The sequence below is a fragment of the Sporosarcina ureae genome (assembly GCF_029267015.1).
Classification (GTDB): Bacteria; Bacillota; Bacilli; order Bacillales_A; family Planococcaceae; genus Sporosarcina; species Sporosarcina ureae_D.
In genome coordinates, this window is sequence record NZ_JARIEA010000029.1 from 1 (window position 1) to 23,490 (window position 23,490).

At 41.4% G+C, this 23,490-nt stretch carries 17 protein-coding genes; 8 read left to right on the forward strand and 9 right to left on the reverse strand.

Annotated features, from left to right (window positions below):
- Positions 1 to 275 precede the first annotated feature (275 nt).
- Positions 276 to 980, reverse strand: coding sequence for a glucosamine-6-phosphate deaminase (locus Q7P97_RS04320; protein ID WP_303967056.1), 705 nt, complete (start codon positions 978 to 980; stop codon positions 276 to 278).
- A gap of 340 nt (positions 981 to 1,320) precedes the next feature.
- Between Q7P97_RS04320 and Q7P97_RS04325 the strand changes: the two genes are divergently transcribed.
- From Q7P97_RS04325 to Q7P97_RS04340, 4 genes are all read left to right on the forward strand, one after another.
- Positions 1,321 to 1,461 (forward strand): cytochrome c oxidase subunit 2A, encoded by a 141-nt coding sequence (locus Q7P97_RS04325; RefSeq protein ID WP_232319539.1) that lies wholly within the window; start codon positions 1,321 to 1,323, stop codon positions 1,459 to 1,461.
- Positions 1,462 to 1,487: 26 nt separating this feature from the next.
- Positions 1,488 to 1,988: a cytochrome c oxidase subunit II gene (locus tag Q7P97_RS04330; RefSeq protein WP_085428352.1), complete on the forward strand. Its 501-nt coding sequence runs from the start codon at positions 1,488 to 1,490 to the stop codon at positions 1,986 to 1,988.
- 3 nt (positions 1,989 to 1,991) lie between these two features.
- The gene (locus tag Q7P97_RS04335) at positions 1,992 to 3,644 is read left to right on the forward strand and encodes a b(o/a)3-type cytochrome-c oxidase subunit 1 (protein WP_303967062.1); all 1,653 of its coding nucleotides are present in this window, start codon (positions 1,992 to 1,994) and stop codon (positions 3,642 to 3,644) included.
- Between the two features lie 309 nt (positions 3,645 to 3,953).
- Positions 3,954 to 4,688 carry a C40 family peptidase gene (locus Q7P97_RS04340; RefSeq protein ID WP_303967065.1) on the forward strand — a complete coding sequence of 245 codons (735 nt, stop codon included), beginning with the start codon at positions 3,954 to 3,956 and terminating at the stop codon, positions 4,686 to 4,688.
- 70 nt (positions 4,689 to 4,758) lie between these two features.
- Here the strand turns inward: Q7P97_RS04340 and Q7P97_RS04345 are convergent, their stop codons facing one another.
- On the reverse strand, positions 4,759 to 5,496 hold the full coding sequence (locus Q7P97_RS04345; RefSeq protein ID WP_303967068.1) for an SDR family NAD(P)-dependent oxidoreductase: 738 nt from the start codon (positions 5,494 to 5,496) through the stop codon (positions 4,759 to 4,761).
- A 202-nt stretch (positions 5,497 to 5,698) separates the two neighbouring features.
- Between Q7P97_RS04345 and Q7P97_RS04350 the strand changes: the two genes are divergently transcribed.
- Complete coding sequence (locus Q7P97_RS04350; protein ID WP_303967071.1) at positions 5,699 to 7,291, forward strand: SulP family inorganic anion transporter; 1,593 nt, start codon at positions 5,699 to 5,701, stop codon at positions 7,289 to 7,291.
- A gap of 491 nt (positions 7,292 to 7,782) precedes the next feature.
- Here Q7P97_RS04350 and murJ read toward each other — a convergent pair whose 3' ends face one another.
- Together murJ and Q7P97_RS04360 are read right to left on the reverse strand one after the other, a co-directional pair.
- The gene (gene murJ, locus Q7P97_RS04355; protein WP_303967074.1) at positions 7,783 to 9,057 is read right to left on the reverse strand and encodes a murein biosynthesis integral membrane protein MurJ; all 1,275 of its coding nucleotides are present in this window, start codon (positions 9,055 to 9,057) and stop codon (positions 7,783 to 7,785) included.
- Positions 9,054 to 10,151 carry a glycosyltransferase gene (locus Q7P97_RS04360; RefSeq protein WP_303967076.1) on the reverse strand — a complete coding sequence of 366 codons (1,098 nt, stop codon included), beginning with the start codon at positions 10,149 to 10,151 and terminating at the stop codon, positions 9,054 to 9,056. The genes murJ and Q7P97_RS04360 overlap by 4 nt, the downstream gene beginning before the upstream one ends.
- Positions 10,152 to 10,443: 292 nt before the next feature.
- On the opposite strand from Q7P97_RS04360, the gene Q7P97_RS04365 reads away from it, so the two are divergent.
- Positions 10,444 to 11,355, forward strand: coding sequence for a C40 family peptidase (locus tag Q7P97_RS04365; protein ID WP_303967079.1), 912 nt, complete (start codon positions 10,444 to 10,446; stop codon positions 11,353 to 11,355).
- Between the two features lie 216 nt (positions 11,356 to 11,571).
- The gene (locus Q7P97_RS04370; protein WP_303967082.1) at positions 11,572 to 13,248 is read left to right on the forward strand and encodes an N-acetylmuramoyl-L-alanine amidase; all 1,677 of its coding nucleotides are present in this window, start codon (positions 11,572 to 11,574) and stop codon (positions 13,246 to 13,248) included.
- Between the two features lie 812 nt (positions 13,249 to 14,060).
- Here the strand turns inward: Q7P97_RS04370 and Q7P97_RS04375 are convergent.
- Complete coding sequence (locus tag Q7P97_RS04375; RefSeq protein WP_303967140.1) at positions 14,061 to 15,230, reverse strand: pyridoxal-phosphate-dependent aminotransferase family protein; 1,170 nt, start codon at positions 15,228 to 15,230, stop codon at positions 14,061 to 14,063.
- A gap of 225 nt (positions 15,231 to 15,455) precedes the next feature.
- Positions 15,456 to 16,736, reverse strand: a complete 1,281-nt coding sequence (gene aceA / locus Q7P97_RS04380) for an isocitrate lyase (protein WP_303967085.1) — start codon at positions 16,734 to 16,736, stop codon at positions 15,456 to 15,458.
- A 203-nt stretch (positions 16,737 to 16,939) separates the two neighbouring features.
- Between aceA and Q7P97_RS04385 the strand changes: the two genes are divergently transcribed.
- Positions 16,940 to 17,614: a LytTR family DNA-binding domain-containing protein gene (locus Q7P97_RS04385; RefSeq protein WP_303967089.1), complete on the forward strand. Its 675-nt coding sequence runs from the start codon at positions 16,940 to 16,942 to the stop codon at positions 17,612 to 17,614.
- A gap of 219 nt (positions 17,615 to 17,833) precedes the next feature.
- On the opposite strand, the gene Q7P97_RS04390 is transcribed toward Q7P97_RS04385, so the two are convergent.
- From Q7P97_RS04390 to Q7P97_RS04400, 3 genes are all read right to left on the reverse strand, one after another.
- Complete coding sequence (locus Q7P97_RS04390; RefSeq protein WP_303967092.1) at positions 17,834 to 18,982, reverse strand: polysaccharide pyruvyl transferase family protein; 1,149 nt, start codon at positions 18,980 to 18,982, stop codon at positions 17,834 to 17,836.
- 121 nt (positions 18,983 to 19,103) lie between these two features.
- Positions 19,104 to 21,380: an S-layer homology domain-containing protein gene (locus tag Q7P97_RS04395; protein WP_303967094.1), complete on the reverse strand. Its 2,277-nt coding sequence runs from the start codon at positions 21,378 to 21,380 to the stop codon at positions 19,104 to 19,106.
- Between the two features lie 435 nt (positions 21,381 to 21,815).
- Positions 21,816 to 23,288 (reverse strand): O-antigen ligase family protein, encoded by a 1,473-nt coding sequence (locus Q7P97_RS04400; RefSeq protein WP_303967096.1) that lies wholly within the window; start codon positions 23,286 to 23,288, stop codon positions 21,816 to 21,818.
- Between the last annotated feature and the right edge of the window lie 202 nt (positions 23,289 to 23,490).

The following is a 23,490-nucleotide window of genomic DNA, read 5'->3' on the forward strand; positions in this document are numbered from 1 at the left end:
AGGCGGCTGCCAGTGGTAGGCGTAGCAATGAGACAGCCAGGTGCTCTTCCTGTCTGGCTCATTGCGGAAGCCATCCACCACCGCCGAAGTGGGGCCAATGACCGCCCCACTTACTTTGCCAGTCAAACCGCTACCTCCGCACAGAACACAGAAAAGAAAAGCCCTCGCAAAACCACTACCCACCGTCACTTCCTACTTACTCTGTCCAAACAAAAAAAGGCTATCTCGAAGTCGTCTTGCAACTTCGAAATAGCCTTAATAGAAAACTTTACTACTCAATCAATCTGTAAATCCGTGATCACGACAACATCATCATGGCGCAACAACTTCGTAATCGGCCACTCCGCTGTTACTTCGCCTGCTTTCAACATCTCCATAGCCGCACGTTTTTTCTCACCAAACGCGATCATGATCAGCTTCTTCGAATTCGTAATAGATGAAATACCCATCGTTAATGCGATATTCGGGATTTTGTCGTCATTTTCGAAATACTGACTGTTTACGCCAAGCGTCGAATCCGTCAATGTCGCAACATGTGTTACAGAATCAAACGGAGTTCCTGGTTCGTTAAATGCGATATGACCATTCTCCCCTACTCCGAGAAGCTGAATATCTAATGGGTGGGCGTTTAATTGATTTTCATACTCTTTACATTCTTCATCCAAATCTTCTGCCATCCCGTTTGGAATATGCGTTTCCTTGAACGGCTTTTTGCTGAATAAATGCTCGTTCATAAAGTATGCATAACTATTTGGATTGTCAGCTGCGATGCCAACGTATTCATCTAAGTTAAACGCTGTTACGTTTGAAAAGTCTAGCGTTGAATTTGTCCATTCATTATAGACCGGGATCATGGTGCTGCCTGTAGCTAGTCCAAGCACATGCAATCTATCATTTTGAAGTTCTTCAGAAATCAATGTAAATACTTTCTTCGCGCCTTCTTCAGGACTTTCAACTTTAATCCACTTAATGTTTTCCATTTCTCACACCGGCTTCCTAGGTTTTACCTTATTATATTGTAATTTCAATTTCACATATGGTCAACAATAAATACCATTTTTACTCACATAGCATTCCCTGTTGTACTCATTGTTACACCTTTACATCCCCATGCAACTGACGGACTATTTCGTTAGTTTCTTCATTACAATTCGAATCACAAAAACAATGAAATGTGTATGTCAAATACATGTTAAGTGATTGAACATATTGTGAACATTAAACCTTATTTCCTATTCATAGGGATTTCCCTAATTCTTTATTCCTTCTCTAGGATTATTATTAGAGTACGAATTAATTTAAGACAAGGAGGTGGCTGTATTGAGCAAGAAAAAAGTATCTTCTACAAATCCACCAAAAGAAGAGGCAAATTTAAAGGGTACATTAATCATGGTTTTAATCTTAGGTATCATTATTCTTGTCATGTGGTTTGGCGCTTACGGTTTATTCATATCCAGATAATAACTAGCACTTAAGGAGGAAACACTATGCACTTGCATAAGTATGAAAAAGTATGGCTTGTATTCGGTCTAGCATCATTGTTATTATTCTTACTCATTATCGGCTTTGCAGCGTTCTGGAAAGGAACACATCCACAAAGTCACATTGAAACGATCGATCCACAAAATGTCGAAGCTAACGAATCATTCCAACCCGAGAACCTTGGTTTGACAGAAGTTGCTGACGGTAAATATGTTGTGAATATCGTCGCTTCCGCATTTAACTACGACTTCGGTAAAGAGGAAGACGGAACAGCTACTAAGACGATCCGCGTACCAAAAGGTTCCACCGTGCTATTCCAAGTAACAAGTAAAGACGTTGTCCACGGATTCCAAGTGGCGGGCACAAACGTTAATATGATGGTCGAGCCGGGACATATCAGTCGCTACGAATCGGTTATGAAAAATGGCGGCGAATTCACGGTCGTCTGTAACGAATATTGCGGCATCGGACACCATCTGATGTTCGGCACAGTGGAGGTGTACTAAACCATGCAGATATTTAACTTCTCGAAAAAAGAATCCAGATTGTATATGGCTTTCATGCACGTCACTTTCGTATCTCTTTTAGTCGGTGGATTAATGGGACTACTGCAGACATTAGTTCGATCAGGTAAATACAAATTACCGTTCAATATCGATTATTACACAATTTTAACAACGCACGGTGTCATTCTCGGCCTGGTTTTAACAACATTCTTCATCGTCGGTTTCCAGTTTTCTCTTATGGGAAAAACAGTCGGGATCTCTGACAAACAATTAATGTGGGGCTGGATTTCATTCTGGGTCATGTTGGTTGGTACTGTATTATCTGCTTGGATGATCTTAACTGGTCAAGCTTCTGTGTTGTATACATTCTATACACCACTTCGTGCACACCCTATTTTCTACATTGGGCTGACTTTAGTTATAGTAGGAAGTTGGATTGCTGCGTTCACGAACTTCCGTCAATTATATGTATGGAAGAAAGCTCATAAAGGTGAAAAATCTCCTTTACTTGCATTCATGGTCGTTATTAACATGATTATGTGGTTCGTTGCGACTCTTGGTGTAGCGTACTCAGTTATTGTATTGATTTTACCTTGGTCTCTAGGTTATGTAGCAACAGTCAACGTATTATTGACACGTACATTATTCTGGTATTTCGGTCACCCGCTAGTTTATTTCTGGTTATTACCTGCTTATATGGCTTGGTACGCAATTATCCCGAAAATCATCGGCGGAAAGCTATTTAGTGATTCACTTGCAAGACTTGCATTCATTCTATTGTTGATGTTTTCGATTCCAGTCGGATTCCACCACCAATTGACTGAACCAGGTATTGATCCCACTTGGAAGTTCATTCAAGTAGTCTTAACATTCATGGTTGTCATCCCTTCATTGATGACTGCATTCTCTTTATTCGCTACATTTGAAATCACAGGAAGAAGAAAAGGTCACAAATCCTTATTTGGCTGGTTCAAAAAGCTTCCTTGGAAAGATGTTCGTTTCTTAGCGCCATTCGTTGGTATGGTAGCATTCATCCCGGGTGGAGCAGGCGGTATCATCAACGCTTCTCACCAAGTAAACTCTCTTGTACACAACACGATTTGGATTACAGGTCACTTCCATTTAACAGTGGCAACAACAGTTATCTTGACGTTCTTCGGTATTGCGTACTGGTTGATCCCTCACTTGACGGGTCGCCGCTTGACTCCTAAATTGAATAAACTAGGAATTATTCAGACATTCATTTGGGTAATCGGTATGACAATCATGTCAGGATCTATGCATATTCAAGGCTTGATAGGTGGACCTCGTCGTTCAGCATTCTCTGAGTACGCAGGTGGAGATCAAGTTGCAACATGGATTAGTTATCAAATGTGGCAAGCTGTCGGTGGAACGATTCTATTCATAGGTATCCTATTAATGTTCTACATCTTCATCCAATTAGCATTCTTCGCACCACGTGGTTATGAAGAATACCCAATCGCTGAAGAAGAAATAGATGCAGAAAAGACACCAAAGATTTTGGAGAACTGGTATTTGTGGATTGGTATTACGATCGCATTGATTTTATTCGCGTATACGATACCAATGATCGATATCATTAAGCACTCTCCTCCTGGATCCATTCCATTTGACTGGCCAATCGGACGTTCTTAAACAATAGAATAGCCCTGAGAAATCCGTATAATTACGGATTTTTCACGGGCTTTTTTTATTGGATACGCAGAACTTTAAGCAAACAAAAACAGTTCTATTATACTGTTAACTTTATATTAGAACTTCATTTTATAGTACTTACATATCCGTTAATTCTATTAATCTATTAAATAATCACCAAAAAATAAGTCTAAAGATACGTTTAATATCCAGAAGAGTATTGTATGATAGGTTTATAGCATTAATATAAGAATAATACTCAGCAGTACAAAGTACCAAATCTATTATACTTAAAGGAGATACGCCGAAATGAAGAAATTTGCCCTCACCGCGATCGCCTCTCTTATGCTTGCAACAAGCATATCAGTTGGTAGCGTGGCCGCTGCATCAAAAACGCATATCGTGCAACCTGGAGAAACTCTTTACAAGATTTCCAATCAGTACAAGATTACGGTAACCGAGCTGAAACGTCTGAATTCTCTTACTTCTAATGATATCAAAGTTAAACAGAAACTAGTAGTAGAAAATAAAGTAAACACATCAAAAGCTGTTTCTTCTACTAATTCATTACATGGTTCCCTTTCGTCAATCAAACCTGTAGTTCAACCAAGCGCCCCTGTGGTTAAGCCAAACTCACCTGTAGTTAAGCCAAGTTTACCTACTACTAACCAAGCTCTTGGCAAAAAGTTAGTAGATCTTACGCAACCATTACTAGGAACACCTTATGTATGGGCAGGCGTTACTCCAGCAGGATTCGATTGCAGTGGGTTCATCTATTATGCATTCAACCAAGCAGGCGTGAAAGTACCTAGACTAGATACAATCGGTTTCTTTAACCGTTCAATATTCATCAAAGATCCGGTAGTAGGCGATTTATTATTCTTTGAAAATACATATCGACCAGGTATCTCACATATCGGTATTTACCTTGGAGACAATAAATTCATTCATGCGGGTACAAAAGAAATTGAAATTGCTTCATTAGATTCTTCTTATTGGAGCTCACACTTCATGGGCTTTAAACGCTTTATAGATGTGAAATAATCAATGAAAAACGGGTTGTCTTGTAAGTCATAATGACTTGTAGGACAACCCGTTTTTTGTATTTAATTAATTATCGTGCAGAATATCCGCCATCAATTACAAGCTCAGCACCTGTAATATAAGATGCTTCATCCGATGCCAAGAATAATACTGCATTCCCCACATCTTCCGGTTGACCCAAACGTTGCAATGGAGTCATTTTAATCAACATTTCTAACTGTGCTTTAGAATCTTCAAGATTCGCAACCATTGGTGTTTGGATAACCCCTGGGAATACTGTGTTCACACGGATACCTGCATGTCCATATTCCGCTGCCGCCGCTTTAGAGATCGCACGTACTGCACCTTTAGAAGCAGAGTATGGATTCAAGCCCATGCCAATTAAAGCTGTATATGAAGAAATATTAACGATTGAACCTTTTTTCGCTTCTGTCATATATTTCGAAGCATGCTTCATACCTAAGAATGTACCGAAGCTGTTGATGTCTGAAAGTCTGCGCCAATCTTCAATCGTGATCTGATCCACAGTTTTTTCAGTTGAGATACCAGCATTATTCACAAGAATATCAATTTTACCGAAGTGATCGACTGCTTTTTTCATTGCGTCTTCCCACTCTGCATCTTCAGTTACATTCAATTTGATAGTGAAAATATTGTCCTGACCGCCCCACTTTTCTTCGAGTGCTGCTGTATTGATGTCAGCTGCAATTACTTTCGCACCTTCTGTTGTGAATTGCTTTACCATCATTTCACCCATACCAGATGCTCCACCTGTAATGAATGCTACTTTGTCTTGTAATCTGCCCATACTATATCTCTCCTTTATTGTTGTTACTATCATATAGTTTAACACTAAACTATATTCTGTTCAATTATTCGGATTGTCAATATCTTTATCTGGCATTAGTTGTTTCTAACGCTTTCACTTTATGCACACCTTGTATAGCCTCTGTGCATACGGTATAATAGAAGATGTATATATACTCTACAAATGGAAGAAGTGAACAATTATGTTCAAAGATCAACGTTATCTTCATTATAATGCAGCGGGCTTCCGGCAGGATCTAATTGCAGGGATTACTGTTGGTATTGTGGCCATTCCGCTTGGGATGGCTTTTGCTATTGCTTCCGGTGTAAAACCTGAATACGGACTGTATACTACGATTATCGCAGGTCTTCTAGTCGCCTTGTTAGGTGGTTCACGTTACCAAATTGCAGGCCCTACAGGTGCATTCATTCCCATATTACTAGCTATTGTACTGCAATATGGTTACGAAGATCTTTTAATCGCTGGATTTCTCGCAGGTATTCTTCTTGTCATTATGAGCTTTCTCGGTGTCAGTAATCTTATTCATTTCGTGCCACGATCAGTGACGATAGGATTCACCGCTGGAATAGCGGTCATTATATTCACCGGCCAATTCCAAAACTTCTTTGGATTAACAGGTGTTGAGAAAAAAGAGTTCTTCCATGAAAGCATGATAGAAATCGCTCATAATTTTCATACCATCAACACCTTTAGTATCTTGACTGCCGTAATTGGTTTGGCCGTTATCTTCATTTTACCGAAGATCGCTCCTAAGGTTCCATTGCTACTCATTGCATTGCTAGTTCCTACGATCTGCTCGATATGGTTTTTCCCAGGTAAAGTGGAAACGATCGGTACAGCATACGGCGGCATTCCGCAACATTTACCTAGTTTTCATTTTCCCGAGATTACATTTACTAAACTGGTGAATTTATGGCAACCCGCTTTAATCATTGCTGCACTCGGTGCGATTGAGTCCTTGCTCTCCGCAGTCGTTGCAGATGGAATGAAAAGCAAAGTTCCTAAGCATGATTCCAAGAAAGAATTATTCGGCCAAGGTATAGCGAATATCATTACGCCGTTATTCGGTGGAATCCCAGCTACGGGCGCCATCGCTCGTACCGCCACAAATATCGGCTCAGGGGCAGTCAGTCCGATATCAGGCGTCGTGCAAAGTTTATTTGTATTAGCATTCTTATTACTATTTGCACCTTACGCATCTTATATACCGCTAGCCGCAATGGCGCCAATTTTGATGTTTGTCGCATGGAATATGAGTTCACGTAAAGCCTTCGTCCAGATCGCTTCATTACGCTCAGGGGATTCAATTGTGCTACTGACGACTTTCTTGTTGACGATATTCGTGAATCTAACGATCGCAGTCGAAGTCGGTATTTTACTCGCTGCCCTGTCGTTCTTACGTAAGATGAGTGGCTCGTTGGATATTAAAAAGAGTAAACTGACCGACGTCGAAAAGTTCAAGTTGTCTACCGGAAATGAATCCGAGCTGATCAAGTTTAAAATCTCTGGTCCCTTGTTCTTCGGTACAGCGAAACATTTCGAGGATCGATATCCTGAACTATTGAATCTTGGGCAGAAGACGATCATTTTAGACATGAAAAATCTAACAGCTATTGATGCAACAGGCGAAGCAGCCCTTTCTGCCATGCTCGACGAAGCGAAGCGACAGAACAAGCGCCTAATCTTCAAAAGAGTACCTCCTGAGAAAGTGAGCCTATTCAAACGAAGTGGCTTGTATGAAAAAATCGGTGAAGATAACTTCTTTATGCTGTAGCGTTGGGATGGTTGGGCCGTTGCTCGACTGGTTATTGGGTACTGAAGTTAGTGCGTGTCTGCTTTCTGGACTCGCACAGGCACGTGGGGGATTGCCTCCAGCCATGAGCCAGCTGGCGGTAGGGCTGCCAGATGTCTCATGGCCACGGCCTACCCCGCAGTTGTGCCTGTGCTACTAAGTACTATTTACTTTGGTTGTGGTTCTATCTACTATATATATTTCATGAGAAAGAAGTCTAAATACTGATCTACACAAGATTCAACAAAGGCGACTGCTGTGGTAGGCGTAGCGATGAGCCATCCGCCAGCGCCGTAGTGGGTGCAATGGACTTTCCACTTACATTACCAGTTAAACAACAATCCTGTGACCAAACACGAAACAGCAAAAGCACGTGAAAGAACCACCATCCTATGTCGATTCTCACGGAAACACAATCCATAAAACCACAAAAAGCTTCCTCTCAATTTACTGAGCGGAAGCTTTTCCTGTTATTACAATTTCCATTTAAATCGAGCATAGCCTGCAAGCAACAAGAAATTGACCGCGGCACTAATGACCGTACCGTAGGCAATGGCCTGTGCGCCGATCTGATCGACGAATGCATAGATGATCCCAATATTAATACCGAACACACTAATCAAACTAAAGATAATCGGCATAATGGAGTTGCCCTTTGCATAGTAGAAACGAGTGATGTAAGTATTGGCTGCCAAGAAGAACATCGACAGAGCAAATACTTTAAACACCGGCACCGTTAGAATGATGGATTTTTCATCGAAGCCGAATACTAACTGGATCAATGGCTCGGCAAAGATATAGCAGAACACGGTAGTAGGTACTAGCAGCACGACCATGTACAGCATACCTTTTTTGTAGAGCTTCTTAATCATATCCGTATCCCCTTCGCCTTCTTTCTTTGCGAGCATGGGATAAATAACCGTTGTAACAGCCGTCATGAGGATTGCTTGTGGGAAGCCTGTTAGTTTGGATGCATAGTTAATGGATGAAATCGCACCTTCGCCTAGTCCACCTGCCGCAATCCGATGAATGACGAAATAAAACTGCAGTGATGCGCCGCCGAATAAAATAGGTAATGCCAGCCACCACATTCTTTTAATATCCGTAGGCATGCCGAATGAAGGCTTCAGTGAAGACAAGTCTGCACGTTTGATTCCCCAGTAAAGGAACAACCCCATCAAAACCGCACTCACCATCGCTCCTACACCGTACGATTCTGGCCCAAGCCATTTCGTCAATGCAAAACCTATACTGACGAACGTCGCGTTATATAATAAGATCGCTAAACTCGATAACTGGAAGCGATCATTGATGTTCAATAACCCGCTCATCCAAGTGGACATGACCAGCACGATGGAAGACGGCATCATCCAGAGGAAGAGATTTCGTACCAATGTATAGTCTTCTTCATTTAATTCTTTGAAGAACAGGTGCAAAATCGGATTCGTCAATGCGATAATAACTACCGTGACAAGCGTTGCGCTTAACACAACCGTCGTAAACGCCTTGCGGACAAATAACGGCTTGTCCATCTTAGAGGAATGATAAACTGATATAAATGCAGTCGTCAATGCTCCACCTAGCACTAGATAAATAAAGTTCGGAATAGTATAGGCTGTCGCAATGGCGTCCGCCACTGTAGACGTACCATACTGTCTGCCGATGACGACTTCTCGACCGAAGCCGAATAGTCTTGCCAAAATATTGATAATGGCAACCCCACCGATGATCTTAAATAATTTACTCATTTGTAAGGTCCCTTTCCATTCTGTTCATAGATATCGTTCAATCTCTTGACGATTACTTTTGAAGAATGTTGCTGAATCACTTGTTGCGTAACTTCATGCTGCTCTCTTGTCACTTCATTTGCAAGTGCTTCTTCGAGTCCAGCAGCTAAAGCTTGCGCATTACGCGGTTCAACGAGAGTTCCCACATCATCTTTCAATAAATAAGGAAGACCGCCCACATTTGTTGCGACGACTTTGGCTCCTGACGCAAGAGCTTCGAGTGCTACCAATCCAAAACCTTCGTGATAGGACGGTAGTACAAGGATATCTGCAGCTGACATCCATTTCGCCAGCTCAGTTTGACTTACTGGTTTTTTAAAACGGATATCCGCATTATGGATAACTTTATTTTTCACTTCCGTCGCGAAGCGCTGGTCCTTTTGTGAACCTACTATATATAGAAGGAGATCATTCTTTGTTTCTTGCAATTTCTCAAATGCATCTATTAATTCCACAACACCCTTCGCTTCGATGACGTTCCCAACAAACAGTATTACACGTTCATTCAACGGTACATCTAATAGAAGCCGAACTTCTTCCTGACCCATCGGTTTAAAGATACTCGTATCGACCCCCATGCTCATGACTTCCACTTTGTCTGGTGAAATGCCATAGTCATTGATCACATCACTTCGCAACTTCTCCCCTACTGTAATAACGGCTGAGGATTCTTGCAAAATACTTTTAGTGAAATTTGCGATTCTCGCACTCTTCTTAGCCATTTTATCCAAATCTCCACCGTGAACTGTGACAACATAAGGGATTTTACATAATTTCTTTGCAATTAATGAAACCATTCCAGTAGGAAATGCGTAATGTGCATGCGTGATGTTAATTGTATTTTTATGTTGTATTACATATAGAAGGGATCGCATTCCCCATGATAGATAGTTGATTATTTTTCCGATCTTTCCTTTACCCGGATCATGAATGGCGATGACTTGAACATCTACTCCATTACTTTTTAATTGCTCCACTTGGTTTTTAACAAAGATTCCATAGGTAGGATGCTCTGCGGAAGGATACATATTGCTGAATACTACTACTTTAGTCACTAATAACTCATCCTTTATTGCATACTGTCATATACAAGTTAGCTTTTTTATATGTTGATGATTATACCACATACCGCGCTAATATATTGTTGCATTCACCATTAACTGATTATTTCATTTGTTTAGACCATTAAAATAACTCACTAGGCGTTTGTACTAACATTTCATTCATATGTCGGCATGTAATTCTCTTGTAATATAAATGTAATAAATAACACGTTTATAAGTGCTAATATATTCCTAGATTACAAAGCGCAACAGTGATTGTGCGAAAGGGGAATTTGAGATCAGCATGAAACGTCTATTAACTCTAGTTATGGCAAGTCTACTATTCTTTTCATTCGTGCCAGAATTTGCTTCCGCAAACTCACCAACATCATTAATTAATACCTCGAAAAAATATATGGGAACACCTTACCGATTAGGTGGGACAACTCCAACCGCTTTTGATTGTTCAGGATTCACACAATACGTTTTCAATAAAGAAGGTCTTTCTATCCCAAGAACGACTGGCCAACAAATGGCTATTGGAACTTCCGTTTCCAAAAGCAATCTAGAAGTTGGAGATCTGGTATTCTTCAATACATCAGGTCGCGGTGTATCACACGTAGGAATCTACTCAGGTTCTAATAACTTTATCCACGCTTCTGTAAGTAAAGGCGTAATGGTATCATCACTGGACGACCCATACTACTGGAAAAGCCGTTACATCGGTGCTCGTCGTGTAGCAGACTTTAGTGATAATGTAACTAAAGAAGAATCACAAGTTGCTGCTGCTGCACCCGTTAAAGAAATCGTTTATGCATCACGTGCAGAAGTAGCACAAGTATTGGCTGAGAAATTAGATCTCGACATGACAACAGCTAACGTCACATTCGATGACGTCGATGAATCCAATAAACATTATAAAGCAATTGCTGCAGTAGCTGAGGCGAAGATTTTCACAGGCGACGCAGGGAAGTTTAATCCGAATAAAGAATTGACTCGTGCTCAACTAGCAAAAGTTTTAGTCGAAGCATTTGAACTTAGACACTCTGCTATCGCGAACTTCTCTGATGTTCCGAACGGTCACTGGGCAACAGAATACATTAACATCTTATTCTACAATGAAATTACAACTGGTTATGGAGATGGAACGTTTGGTTTGACAGATAAAGTATCAGTTGGACAACTACATAAATTCATCGACCGTATCAATAATTAACTCCCCCTACCGAATGTTCTAACTAGAGCATTCGGTTTTCTCTGAATTCACATATATGCCCCCTACGTATTAACTATCCATGAGTAGTAATGAAGAATCATTCAAGAGATATTACTATTTTACGAACCATGACAAAAACATCTAGTAATCATTTTTCTTTACTGGTAAAATGAACCTATGAGTCTAGTAACAAATAATATATTCGAGGAGGATCTCATGAAACAATTTAAATGGGCAACAGTTGGACTGTTGCTGCTCACCATCTTAGCTCTCTCACCTCTCCAGTCATTGGCAAGCTTTAAGTTTTCCGACGTCCCCACTAACAGTGAATATTTCAAAGAAGTTCATTACATAGCGGAAAAAGGTATTATTAATCAAACTCCTAAATTTAATCCGCAAGACAATTTACGACGTTCACATGTTGCCAAAATGCTTGTCATCGCAACTGGAACACAAGATACACAGTTGAAAAATATGGAGGTCAATGGTTTGAAGCCTTCTAGTGAACAATACAAGTTTGCTAATATCGCGCTTCAAAAAGGATTCTTCCCTAATACTGACGCAAATAACTTTAAACCGAACGAAGAAATTAAACGCGATGAGATGGCCTATGCTATGTCTGTAGCGTTCAATTTATCCGAAAAAGTCACGAGCCAAAAACCTTTGGGCATGGATGACGTAAAAAGCCACAAATACGCTGATCGTATCAACGGTTTGTATTATGCAGGTATTACACAAGGCGACAACAAGAAGTTCTTGCCAAACAATAAGTTAACACGTAAGCAATTTGCATTATTCGTTGCACGCGCAATGGACAAGCAATTTGCATTGACTGTTAAAACTCCTGACCAGCAATCTAGCGTAAAGTATGTACGCGTAGCAACTGGTGATGATACAGATCCACTGAACGTGCGCAGTGCACCTTCCGAGTCTTCTGCTATTATCCACGTGTTGCCTAACGGTACATTGGTAGAAGTAATTGGCAGTACAACTACATGGCTGAAAGTAAATATTAACGGAGTAGAAGGATATATTCATGAATATTTCACGACTACTAATATAAATGATGCGACACCAAATAAACCGACTCCAACACCACCTGTCACAACACCAAAACCGACTCCAACGCCTGTTGCGAAAACAATGGGTAAAGTAACGGTAAATAATTTAAATATGCGTTCTGCAGGTAATTCCAGTGCACCAACTGTTGGTAAGCTACAAGCCGGTCAGAAAGTAGAAGTCCTGTCTACGTCTGGTTACTGGGCAAAGATCCGCACAGGCAGTACAACAGGTTATGTACACAAGACGTATTTGAAGTTATTGAATCAAACAGGTAACCCACTGAAAGACCGCATCATCGTTGTTGATGCAGGGCACGGCGGACATGACCCAGGTACTAGCAAGAATGGTCAGACAGAAAAGGCTATCACTTTGAATGTATCCAAGAAAGTGGAAGCTAAGTTAAAGAATGCGGGAGCCAAAGTATTGATGACGCGTTCGAATGATACGTATTATTCATTGCAAGCACGTACAGATTTCGCTAAGAAGAATTATGCAGAAGCTTTCGTCGCGATTCATGTGAACTCTGCTGGCTTTGCAGCAAAAGGAACAGAAGTTTTCTATGATTCTTCTTCCAACATAAACGCAACAGAAAGCCGTGATTTGGCTTCATTCATTCAGCGTAATATTGTGCAAAAAGCCAATATGTCTGATCGCGGCGTGAAGAATAAAGGTTTTTATGTAATCAAGAATAATAACGTAGCAGCTGTGCTTGTAGAGTTAGGCTTTATTACAAACTCTCAGGACTATGCGAAGTTGACTAGCGAGCAGTATTTGAATATTTATGCTGATGCCATCTACACAGGTTTATACCAGTATTACAGCAAACAATAATGTCTCTCCCCTCCTAGATATGTTCTAGGAGGTTTTTTATGGAATGAATGCCGGTTGTGTGGTCATTTTTTAGTTTGCGGTTTTCATGAAACTAGTAAACTGAGAAAGTGCATATAGTATCCGACTTAGAAGTGCGGTTGGTGGAACGACTATGCGGTTGCGCGACTTTGTTAATTTCTGTTGGGGACGTTGCTCGACGCGTGGTTAGGCACTCAAGTTAGTGAGTGTCTGCTTTCTGGACTCGCGCAGGCACGTGGGGGATTGCCTACAGCCCTGAGCCAGCTGGCGGTGGTGCTGCCAGTTGTCTCAGGGCCACGGCCTACCCCGCAGTTGTGCCTGCGCTACTGAGTGGTGTTTATTTCGGTTAGGGTTCTAATAGGTAAAAGATCAGTGACATCGTGATATCTATTATGTATTTCTTGCGAAGGTAGTGTAGGAACTGCCCTACACACGATCTAACGAAGGCGCCTGCTGTGGTAGGCGTAGCGCTGAGACAAAGACAGGCGAACTTCCTGTCTATGGCTCAGCGCGAAAGCCATCCACCAGCGCCGAAGTGAGGACAATGAACTCTCCACTTACATAGGCAGCTAAACCACAACCTCCTGCTCAAACAGGAAACAGAAAATGCACGTGCAAGAATTACAACCCACTGCCGCTTCTTACGCACTCTTAACAGAAACGTAATGCGACAGCACTTCAACAACGAGTAAAAACAACTACCCGAACCACCCTACACACTTCCTGTCTCCCCTACTTACTAAGACAAAAAAAGACCGTTATAAGAAGCAAACCTCTCATAACGGATCATTATATTATACAGTCAGCTGACTAATCTCTTTGGCGAAAACTTCTTGCGCTTTAGAAATATCCACTTCACGTCCCATTTCGCTCAGCGTCTCACCTATTTGCATAACAGCTTTCTCCAACATATCCGCCGTAGTATTCCCCATATGTCCGATACGGAATGCCTTCCCTGCTAAGTGAGCGAGTGAGCCGGATAGAACCGTCCCTTTCTCCGCCATTGCCGCACGGAACTTCGCGTCATCGATACCTTCAGGATACAAAATGCAGCTCAGCGTTGGTGCCGCTACTTCTTCTGAAGCGATTGCATTCATTCCGTAGACTGCTAGACTCTGTCGTACAGCGCGCCCGAACGCTTTATGTCGGGCAATGCGTGCATCTATTCCCTCTTCCAATACGATACGCAAACCTTCTTCTAGCGCATAGATTAAGTTGACTGCAGGCGTTGCGAAATATTTCGATGGATCGTGCATGACAGGTAGCCAATTATAAATATCGCAGTAGTATGCTTGCACACGTTTCATAGCGGCGCGTGCATCCAAAGCTTTTTGATTAAATGCGACCAATGCAATGCCGGGTGGCACACCAATAGCTTTCTGCGATCCAGTCAATACGATATCAATCGTGTTACCTGCTCCGCCATATTCTTTACTCATATCTTCGTCCATCGCAGTCGTTGCACAAACACCATCTACAATGACAAGAGCGTCGTGCTTCTTAATCACAGGTACAACGGATTCCAAATCAATCTTCACGCCTGTTGAAGTGTCCGCGTGTGTCAAAGTAACAGCTTTATAGTTGCCTTCAGATAACTTTTTGTCGATCTCTTCAGGAGATACTTGCTGCCCCCATTCAGATTGTAATACATCGACTTGAATTCCAAACGCTTGTCCCAGTTTGATGAAACGATCTCCAAAGTATCCTTGGCTCACGACGAGAAGTTTTTCACCTTCTGCCACCGTATTGACAATCGCCATTTCCATTCCGATCGTTCCAGAACCGGCAACTACGAATACTTCTCCGTCTGTGTTGAATATCTCTCTTGTCTGATCAATAGTATGTTTATAGATTTTCACGAAACGCGGATCCGTATGTGACCACGTTTCACTTGCCATCGCATCATAAATAGAATCTACTACCGGAGTCGGTCCAGGAATTAACAACATTTCTTTATTTCTCATCATATTATTCCTCCTCTTAATGAAGTACGTCGCCTTAATACTATACAAACTATCTAAATTTTTCAAACAAAAGAAAAAGAGGGAATTGGATATACACCCAATTCCCTCCCACCTTTCACTTCATCTACTGGAAGATGTTGTGACCCCGTTATCATATTAATACCCCTTTGCTTCAACGAATGAGACTTTCTCCCAAAAGTCACATTCGGTAAACCATTCGTACAATTAGAACTGTGCTGTTTCAGTTGAACCAGACATAGCAGTTGTTGAAGATTGGCCTTCAGAGATAACCTGTGTAACTTCGTCAAAGTAACCTGTTCCAACTTCACGTTGGTGACGAGTAGCAGTATATCCTTTTGCTTCGTTTTCAAACTCAGCTTGCTGAAGCTCTGAGTAAGCAGCCATTCCGCGAGTTTTGTAACCGTGAGCCAATTCGAACATGCTGTGGTTTAGTGAGTGGAAACCAGCAAGTGTTACGAACTGGAACTTGTAACCCATCTTACCAAGTTCAACCTGGTACTTCGCGATTGTTTCTTGATCAAGATTCGCTTTCCAGTTGAATGATGGTGAACAGTTATACGCAAGCATTTTTTCAGGGAATTTCGCGTGAATTGCATCAGCGAATTCTTGAGCTTCTTCAAGTGATGGGTGAGAAGTTTCACACCAAACTAGGTCAGCGTATTCAGCATAAGCAAGTCCGCGTGCGATTGCTTGTTTGATACCTGGAGTAGTTTTGAAGAATCCTTCGTTCGTGCGCTCTCCAGTGATGAATGGAGCGTCGATTGGATCGATGTCGCTAGTTACCATGTCAGCAGCGTCAGCGTCAGTACGAGCGATGATTACTGTATCAACACCAAGTACGTCAGCAGCTAGACGTGCAGCTGTTAGGTTACGAACTGCGTTTTGAGTTGGTAGAAGTACTTTACCACCCAAGTGTCCACATTTCTTTTCTGATGCTAATTGGTCTTCCAAGTGAACACCAGCAGCTCCAGCTTCGATCATGCCTTTCATCAATTCAAAGACGTTCAATGGACCACCGAAACCTGCTTCCATGTCAGCAACGATTGGAGCGAACCAGTTAAATCCGTCTTCACGGCCTTCTGCATGGTCGATCTGGTCAGCACGTTGAAGTGCTTGGTTGATGCGCTTAACAACTGCAGGTACAGAGTTTGCTGGATATAAACTTTGGTCAGGATACATTTGTCCTGCAAGGTTTGCATCAGCAGCAACTTGCCATCCGCTTAGGTAGATTGCTTGTAGACCAGCTTTTACTTGTTGAACTGCTTGGTTACCCGTTAGTGCACCTAGTGCATTAATGAAATCTTCTTCATGAAGAGATTCCCAAAGGCGAGCAGCACCCTTTTCAGCTAGTGTATTTTGAATTAGAAGTGAACCTCTTAGTTTAACTACATCCTCAGCAGAGTAGTTACGTTTGATTCCTTTCCAACGGCTATCCTCGGCCCAGCTTTTCTCTAATTGTGCAATTTGTTCTTGTCTAGTTGACATTATAACTTCACACCTTCCAGGTTTTTCGACTGGTAACTGTTACAGTCTGTTTCATAACAGCTTCCTTCGTTAGTTATTACTATATAACAGTGCGTCGGAATTGTCAGTTCATTTCGACAAAAAGGCTTTTTTCATGGATGAAAGAATGGTAGAATGGATGAAAGGGCATACATTGGAAATTAACTATATAAAAAGGGGTTTATATGAAAAATATGTCAAATACCGCTATCCCAAAAAATATTCTCAATCAATACGCTGCTTTATTAGAGGACTGGGTGCCAAAAGACGCCTCTATAGCGATCGCGGTTTCTGATCACTATATCTACTACGTTCCAGGCATGCATGATATTCATTTAAAAGAAGGTCAGCACATTCAAACAGGCAGTATTGCTGAAATCACCATCAATGAGCAACGCAAAGTGGAAGTAGTCATGGACAACACTCTATATGGTACATCGTACTTCGGTATTGGTTATCCTATTGATGTACAAGGCGATAAAGGAGCGTTAATCATTATTCTACCGCCTAACTTCCATGTACTAAAGAAGGATCAGTTACAGTTCTTAACAGGCAAGAAAAATGATGAGTGGTTCCCTATTCCTTTAGATCAAGTTAGTTATATAGAGAGTTTGCATAAGAAGACGTGGTTTTACACTGCAGGTGAGAGTTATAATATCAGCTTTACGTTGAAGGATTTGCATCTTCGTCTGCCTAGGTGTTTTTTGAGGATTCATCGTTCGTATATTATTAATATGAATTGTATCGAGAAGATTTCGCGGGACTTCTCTTCCAATCTTGTGATTAAGCTAATAGATGGTACGGAGCTGCCGGTTAGTCAGACGTATTTGAATGAGGTTCGTGCGCTTTTAGGGTTTTAAGCATTAGTTAGTTTAAGTAAAACAGATAGAGTGAATGGGATGGCACCGTTGATCGACGTTCCAGGCGGACGCTTTCTGCGGGGTCTCAAAGCGCACGCTGATCCTCCGGGAGTCGCCGCCTTGCACTTACGATCAACTAGTGTATTTTTCTATCGATAGAACGTTCTTCAAAAAAACTGGAGACCAATCCTTTTAATGCAGGATTGGTCTCCAGTTTTTTTATTTGTTCTTTTTTATAGCTGCAGTAAATTGTTTTGTGCCTTTCATTGCTTCTTCATATAAAGAAGTAGAAAGTTTTTCTGTTTTGGCGCATGTTTCTTTCCAGTCTGTAGCCAGAGATTCGAAGGCTTTGGAGAAGTGGTTGTCTGCTTTATGCATTTCGCCAATTGGAATGGATACTTCCGTTAGATCTGCTAGTTTCATGAAGTCTGTTACTTTGTGGTGATAGCCGACAGCGATGATAGGTGTTGATGTACACGTCGCCAAAATCAGGGAGTGTAGTCTTGTACCGATTAATATGTCTTGTTCGGCTGTAATTTCTAATAAGTCTTTCGGTAAAAGATTGTGGTCGATAATGGTTGTTTGTTCCGCTTTTTTCATTAGAGCTTGAATATCTTTTGTTACATCGGCATCCTGAGGGAATTTGGTGGCAAAGAATGTGATCTCGACGGGTTGCTGCGCTGCTAATTCGTCCAAGTTTCTTGCCATTCCTTCTATATACTGTTGGTAAATTTCTTCTTTACTCTCCGGCCAGTAGCCCGCGTGGTAATATGGGACAGCTGTTACGCCAATTTTCAATGGCTTGTCGGATGTTTCTTTGCGTTGTTGTTTTAAGGAAAATGCTGGATCCCCTATTACTTCAACAGATTTTTTCACACCAATTGATTTCAGTAGTTCTGCTGATTCAGGATCTCTTACCGAAATACTGTTTGCATGCTTGCTCATAAAACGAATAAACCATTTACCTAATTCGCTATTGAGAGGTCCTGCTCCACAGCCGTACACAACGTAAGGAACGCCAGAATTTTTCGCCATCATCGCATAAGAGCCGTATAATGGGGCTTCTGTTTTATACAGATCCATCAGAATACCGCCACCGCCGATAATGAGTAAGTCAAATGTTTTAACGATCTTTTTATTTTTAAGATACGTTGCGCCAAATGTTTTCACTGAGCTTCCTTTTCTATAATACAAAGGTGCGCTCATCACTTGATAGCGTTTCGCTGTTTGCTCAGGATTATTGCTGAATACGGTAATCACATCACTCGGCACGTTAAAAGTGGATGTGACTTGCGATATAATGCTTAATAAAATGGCCTCATCGCCATTGTTGTCGTTTCCATAGTTTCCTACTATTCCTATTCTCAATTTCAACCATCCTCTACAGGTCATTTGTTTCAAGTATAGCAGAGTAGCCTTTTTTATTGTATTTAAAAGACAAGGAAGCCTTTCAATCCGTTGACATGCAACGATTGAAAGGCTTCTATAATTACTTCGCTATACTTCTATAGAGGAACGCACTAAATTGTGCACGGTTGACTGGTTTACCAGGCATGAACTCGCCTTTTTCATTTCCAGTTGTAATTCCATGATTAGCTAGAATATGAATCTGCTTGTATGCACCGTGTTGCGGAGATACGTCAATGAATTTCTGTGCAGACTCCCCTTCTAACTTATAAGCTTTCACTAAAATCATGGCCATTTGTGAACGAGTCAGCTGTCCTGTCGGATTAAACGTCCCATCGGAATGACCGCCTACAATATTGGCATTCGCAATCGCACTGATTTCATTGTAATAACGATGTGTTTTGGGAACATCACTGAACTCTCTACGTGCTTGTTCAACGGGTGGTAAATTGAAAGCTCGACTTAAAATGACTGCCGCATGCTCTCTTGATAACGTATTACCAGGGTTGAATGTCCCGTCCGTATCTCCATTAATTATACCGCGATCGCGTAAGAAGTAGATTTCAGTTGCGTACGCATAAGACAATGGCACATCTTTAAATAACTCAGTACTTGGATTTTCTACAATTGGTGGTACGGGTGTCGGTGGATCAACGACAGGTGGAGCTTCAGTTGACTTCACTTCAATGGGTACAGAAATCACTTTCTTACCGAGAGTCGCTTGAACTTGTCCTTTTCCAGCTTTTGTTGCCGCAAACGTTCCGGAAGTAGTGATCGATCCAATATTCCCTGCAACACTCCACGTTAATTGTTCTGGCTGATAAATGATCGGTTTACCAGATGCGTCTGTCGGAGTAGCTGTAAAGGTAATTTTCTCGTTCGGCTTGACGCTTGTCGCCGAAGCTTTCACTTCAAGTCTCGCTGGCTGATCAACAACTGTAATCGGGAAGGATTGTTCAGCTAATCCATAATTGACGCTCATGCGGTCTACTCCTGGTTGAATAGCTTTATACGTTAGACCCGTCCCTTCAACAGTTCCCTTTGCAGATGTTGTTTTCAACTGGGAAGCGTTCGGTACTAACGGATTATAATATGCATCCAATACGTGATTAATTTTCAAATCAGCAGTTGCGCCTACTAGCATTTCTCCCATTTGAGGGCGAGATACACTTACATAGGCTGGTTGCCCTGTTGGTGCAGTACTTACCGCTTCAAGAATAGCTGAAGTGCTACGTTGAGAGGAATTGGATGTACGATTAGCCAATACTACTTGGTTACTACCATAATTGCGAATTCCCATCGTAGTTGATCCGCCACCATCAAAGTTCAACGCACGATCATAACCTTGTGAAACTAAATAATCGGCGAATTGTGTTAACGACATGCCGTTACTGTATCCAGCTCTCGAATCAACCGTCACCATTTGAACTTGCTTTTTGTCTTTACTAATAGCAATAGCGGTTCTTGCTGTCTTCGCTGTAGCTCGCGCATTATTTGTATCCATTGTGATATGACGTTTTCCGTCTTTAACAAGCATCGGACCACTCGCCATCATGAATTCGGAGTCTTTCCATTTATCATCAATTGATAGTTTCAATGAAAGAGAATCCCCGACAGTCACTGATTTAAAGCGCTCCAAACCTTTTTTGCCGTGAATGGAAACAACAAAGCCATTCTTTGGAATCGTGATAGGGTTCTTATCTCCATAGCCACGTACCTTCACAACGTTACCTTGCACTTGCTGGCCATAATGTGTAGACGTAATCGGTTCATTCGTTTCAACGACCAATTCAATTCCGTATTCATTCGAACCTGTCGTGTTTTTCACATGCTGCGGTGTGAAGATCATCGTTTCATCGGCTTGTCGTTCACGGTTAAGACCTGTCATTTGAAAAACACTGCCATGAACGCCGACTTCGACTCCTAAATTGAAGTAATCAATTTCCGAAAGGCCATCTTTCGTCACGCCAAATGCAATCGGTTGGCTGACATAGTAAGAGTTCGAACTCGAGATGACACCACCGTTTACAATTTCATTGCCTTCAGATAGCAAATACATTGGCACACCAGTTTTCATATCGAAGAACGAAGTATTTACTGCCCCTACTACTCTATGCCCTTCTTTCGAATCACGATTCGCCAAAGTTAATGTAGGAGCTGTCTTCGAAATAGGCGAAGGAAGGCCCATCTTCAATTTCGTGAATGGATCATTTAAATCAACGCCGATGTGATTGATGTGACTGCTTGCTGAATATGTATAGTGAGAATATGTAACACCAGAAGACACAGGGTAACTAGAAACGACCTTTGTGCTGGCTGCCGCTGAAAATGGCAACGAGATTAGCATAGCTGCCGACATAGCGGTAATGACTACATTCCGCTTCGTGCGAGACAGCAAAGTATTTTGTCCGATAACACAACTCCACCTTTTCTACTCTTTATCAATCTCTAGTCTATCAAATAATGCCTATGTTTTCATGTACCGTTTGGACGAAAAAGGTAGAAAGAAAGGGGGAATTTGCAAATTAAAGATGACTTTTGGTAAATTCGTTTGGTGTCTATGAGCGGCTGCACGGCGTGATAGAGCGATTAACACGTCTCTATGAGCGGTCAGCCACCAGTATAGAGCAGTTACGCCAATTCTATGAGCGGTCGCCGGACAACATAGAGCGCTCAACGTGATTCTATGATCACCTCACCCCTCTAGGCTTGAATTATAAATGATACCATAACCGGAACGCAGATCAACGCCCCCTCCAATTACTCAACCCAAAAGAAAAAACCTACAAATGGATTATCCATTCGTAGGTTTTGATGTATCTTGCTGATGCTTACTAAACGCAACAAATGCGCCAAGCAAGATAAAGTAAAACAACGTGTACATTTTAAGTTCCCAAATATTATAATACATTCCAGAAACACCGGTCGAGAACCACAGTGCAATCATCAACACACCGAAATTCGTATGGCGTGATTTCCAGAAGAACCACAACATGCTAAGCAAGAAGACCGCGAAAATCAATACGCCAATCACACCAGTCTCCGCAATCACTTGAATATACTGGTTATCGGAATAGAAGTACTTCCCACCGTATATATCCGAGCTAATGCCATAGTGATCATAAATCGGTGAACCGTAAGATAACGTGGCGGAACCTCCGAACGATCCAAATCCTGTTCCCGTTATAGGATGATCACCAAAGATCTCAAATCCTTTACGGATATAGAAGAAACGTCCACTCTCTGTCATGAGTGCCAAGTTCTTTTCATCAAATGTCTCTCCGAAGCGCCCACCGATACTTCCTGCACCGTCAGGCTTCTGTTCTACTTCCACACCTAACTCTTGGATATATTGAACAGCCAAGTTTACTGGATAATAAATTAAAATAATAGATGCAACTCCGGCAATTACTAGTCGTTTCAATAGATACCATTTTCTCGTCATAAGAATGAATACGACGCCAAACATAACTGCCGAAATCCAAGTCCCCCTTGAATAGGTAAGAACTAGAATACCAAAGAACAATACGAGTAATACACGGAATGTCCATTTGTATTTATTCTGCTGATAAACGTGTTGCAAATAGACGACCGCAATGAGTCCGAAGAATAAGGATAAGGCCAAAGAGTTCGGATTGCCCGTCAATCCGTAAATACGCACAGCGTTTGTTGCAGATAAAACTTTATACTTCCATTCTTCCGGTAGCAGTAACTGACGCAAAGACAGTTTTTCTACTAAACCATGAAGCGACATGATAATGTTCAACCAGACCGTCACCCATGCAAGCTGCTGTAACCACTTGTTCGTCAGATTCATTCTTGAAATCGTATAGTAAAGCAAATACATAATCAAAAACGTACGAACTTGGAAAATGATGGATGTTGTTGTGACATCATGTAAGAATCCTATGATTGAGCCAAATAAAATAAAAGCGAAATAAGACCATTCAAACCATTTGAATGTAAATAGAGAACGAATATTATGTCTGTAGTGGAACAATGTCCATGCAAATACGACAAAGATTACTAAATCCCCTATTAACTTCAGGCCGCTGTTCACTTCCAGCAAAAAAGGTCGGATATTCACATAGATGACCAGAAACAGAATACTCTGCTGTGGTTTAATAATCGAAAATAAGACAAAAAATAAGGTCGTGCCGAGCAATGCTATTTTTGAAGGCAGCAATAATGCAATGAGCATCACAGCTACTGCAACCAATATTGTACTTGTGGATTGTTTTTCCAATCGCTGTTTCCATATATTCATTAGTCTATAAAACCCTTTCTACGCTTGCTAGTTCCTTGTTGCATTATATCACTATCTAGGACGGAATAGTGAAAGCATTCGTTGCATCTTTTCGAATAATTATAGATTGTCGCTTATTGCTATATTTAGCAATTTAAATTAAGCAGGTATATACGCACTTTATTCCGTATTTCTGCTGCGATCTGTCTATATACTTCTGTCA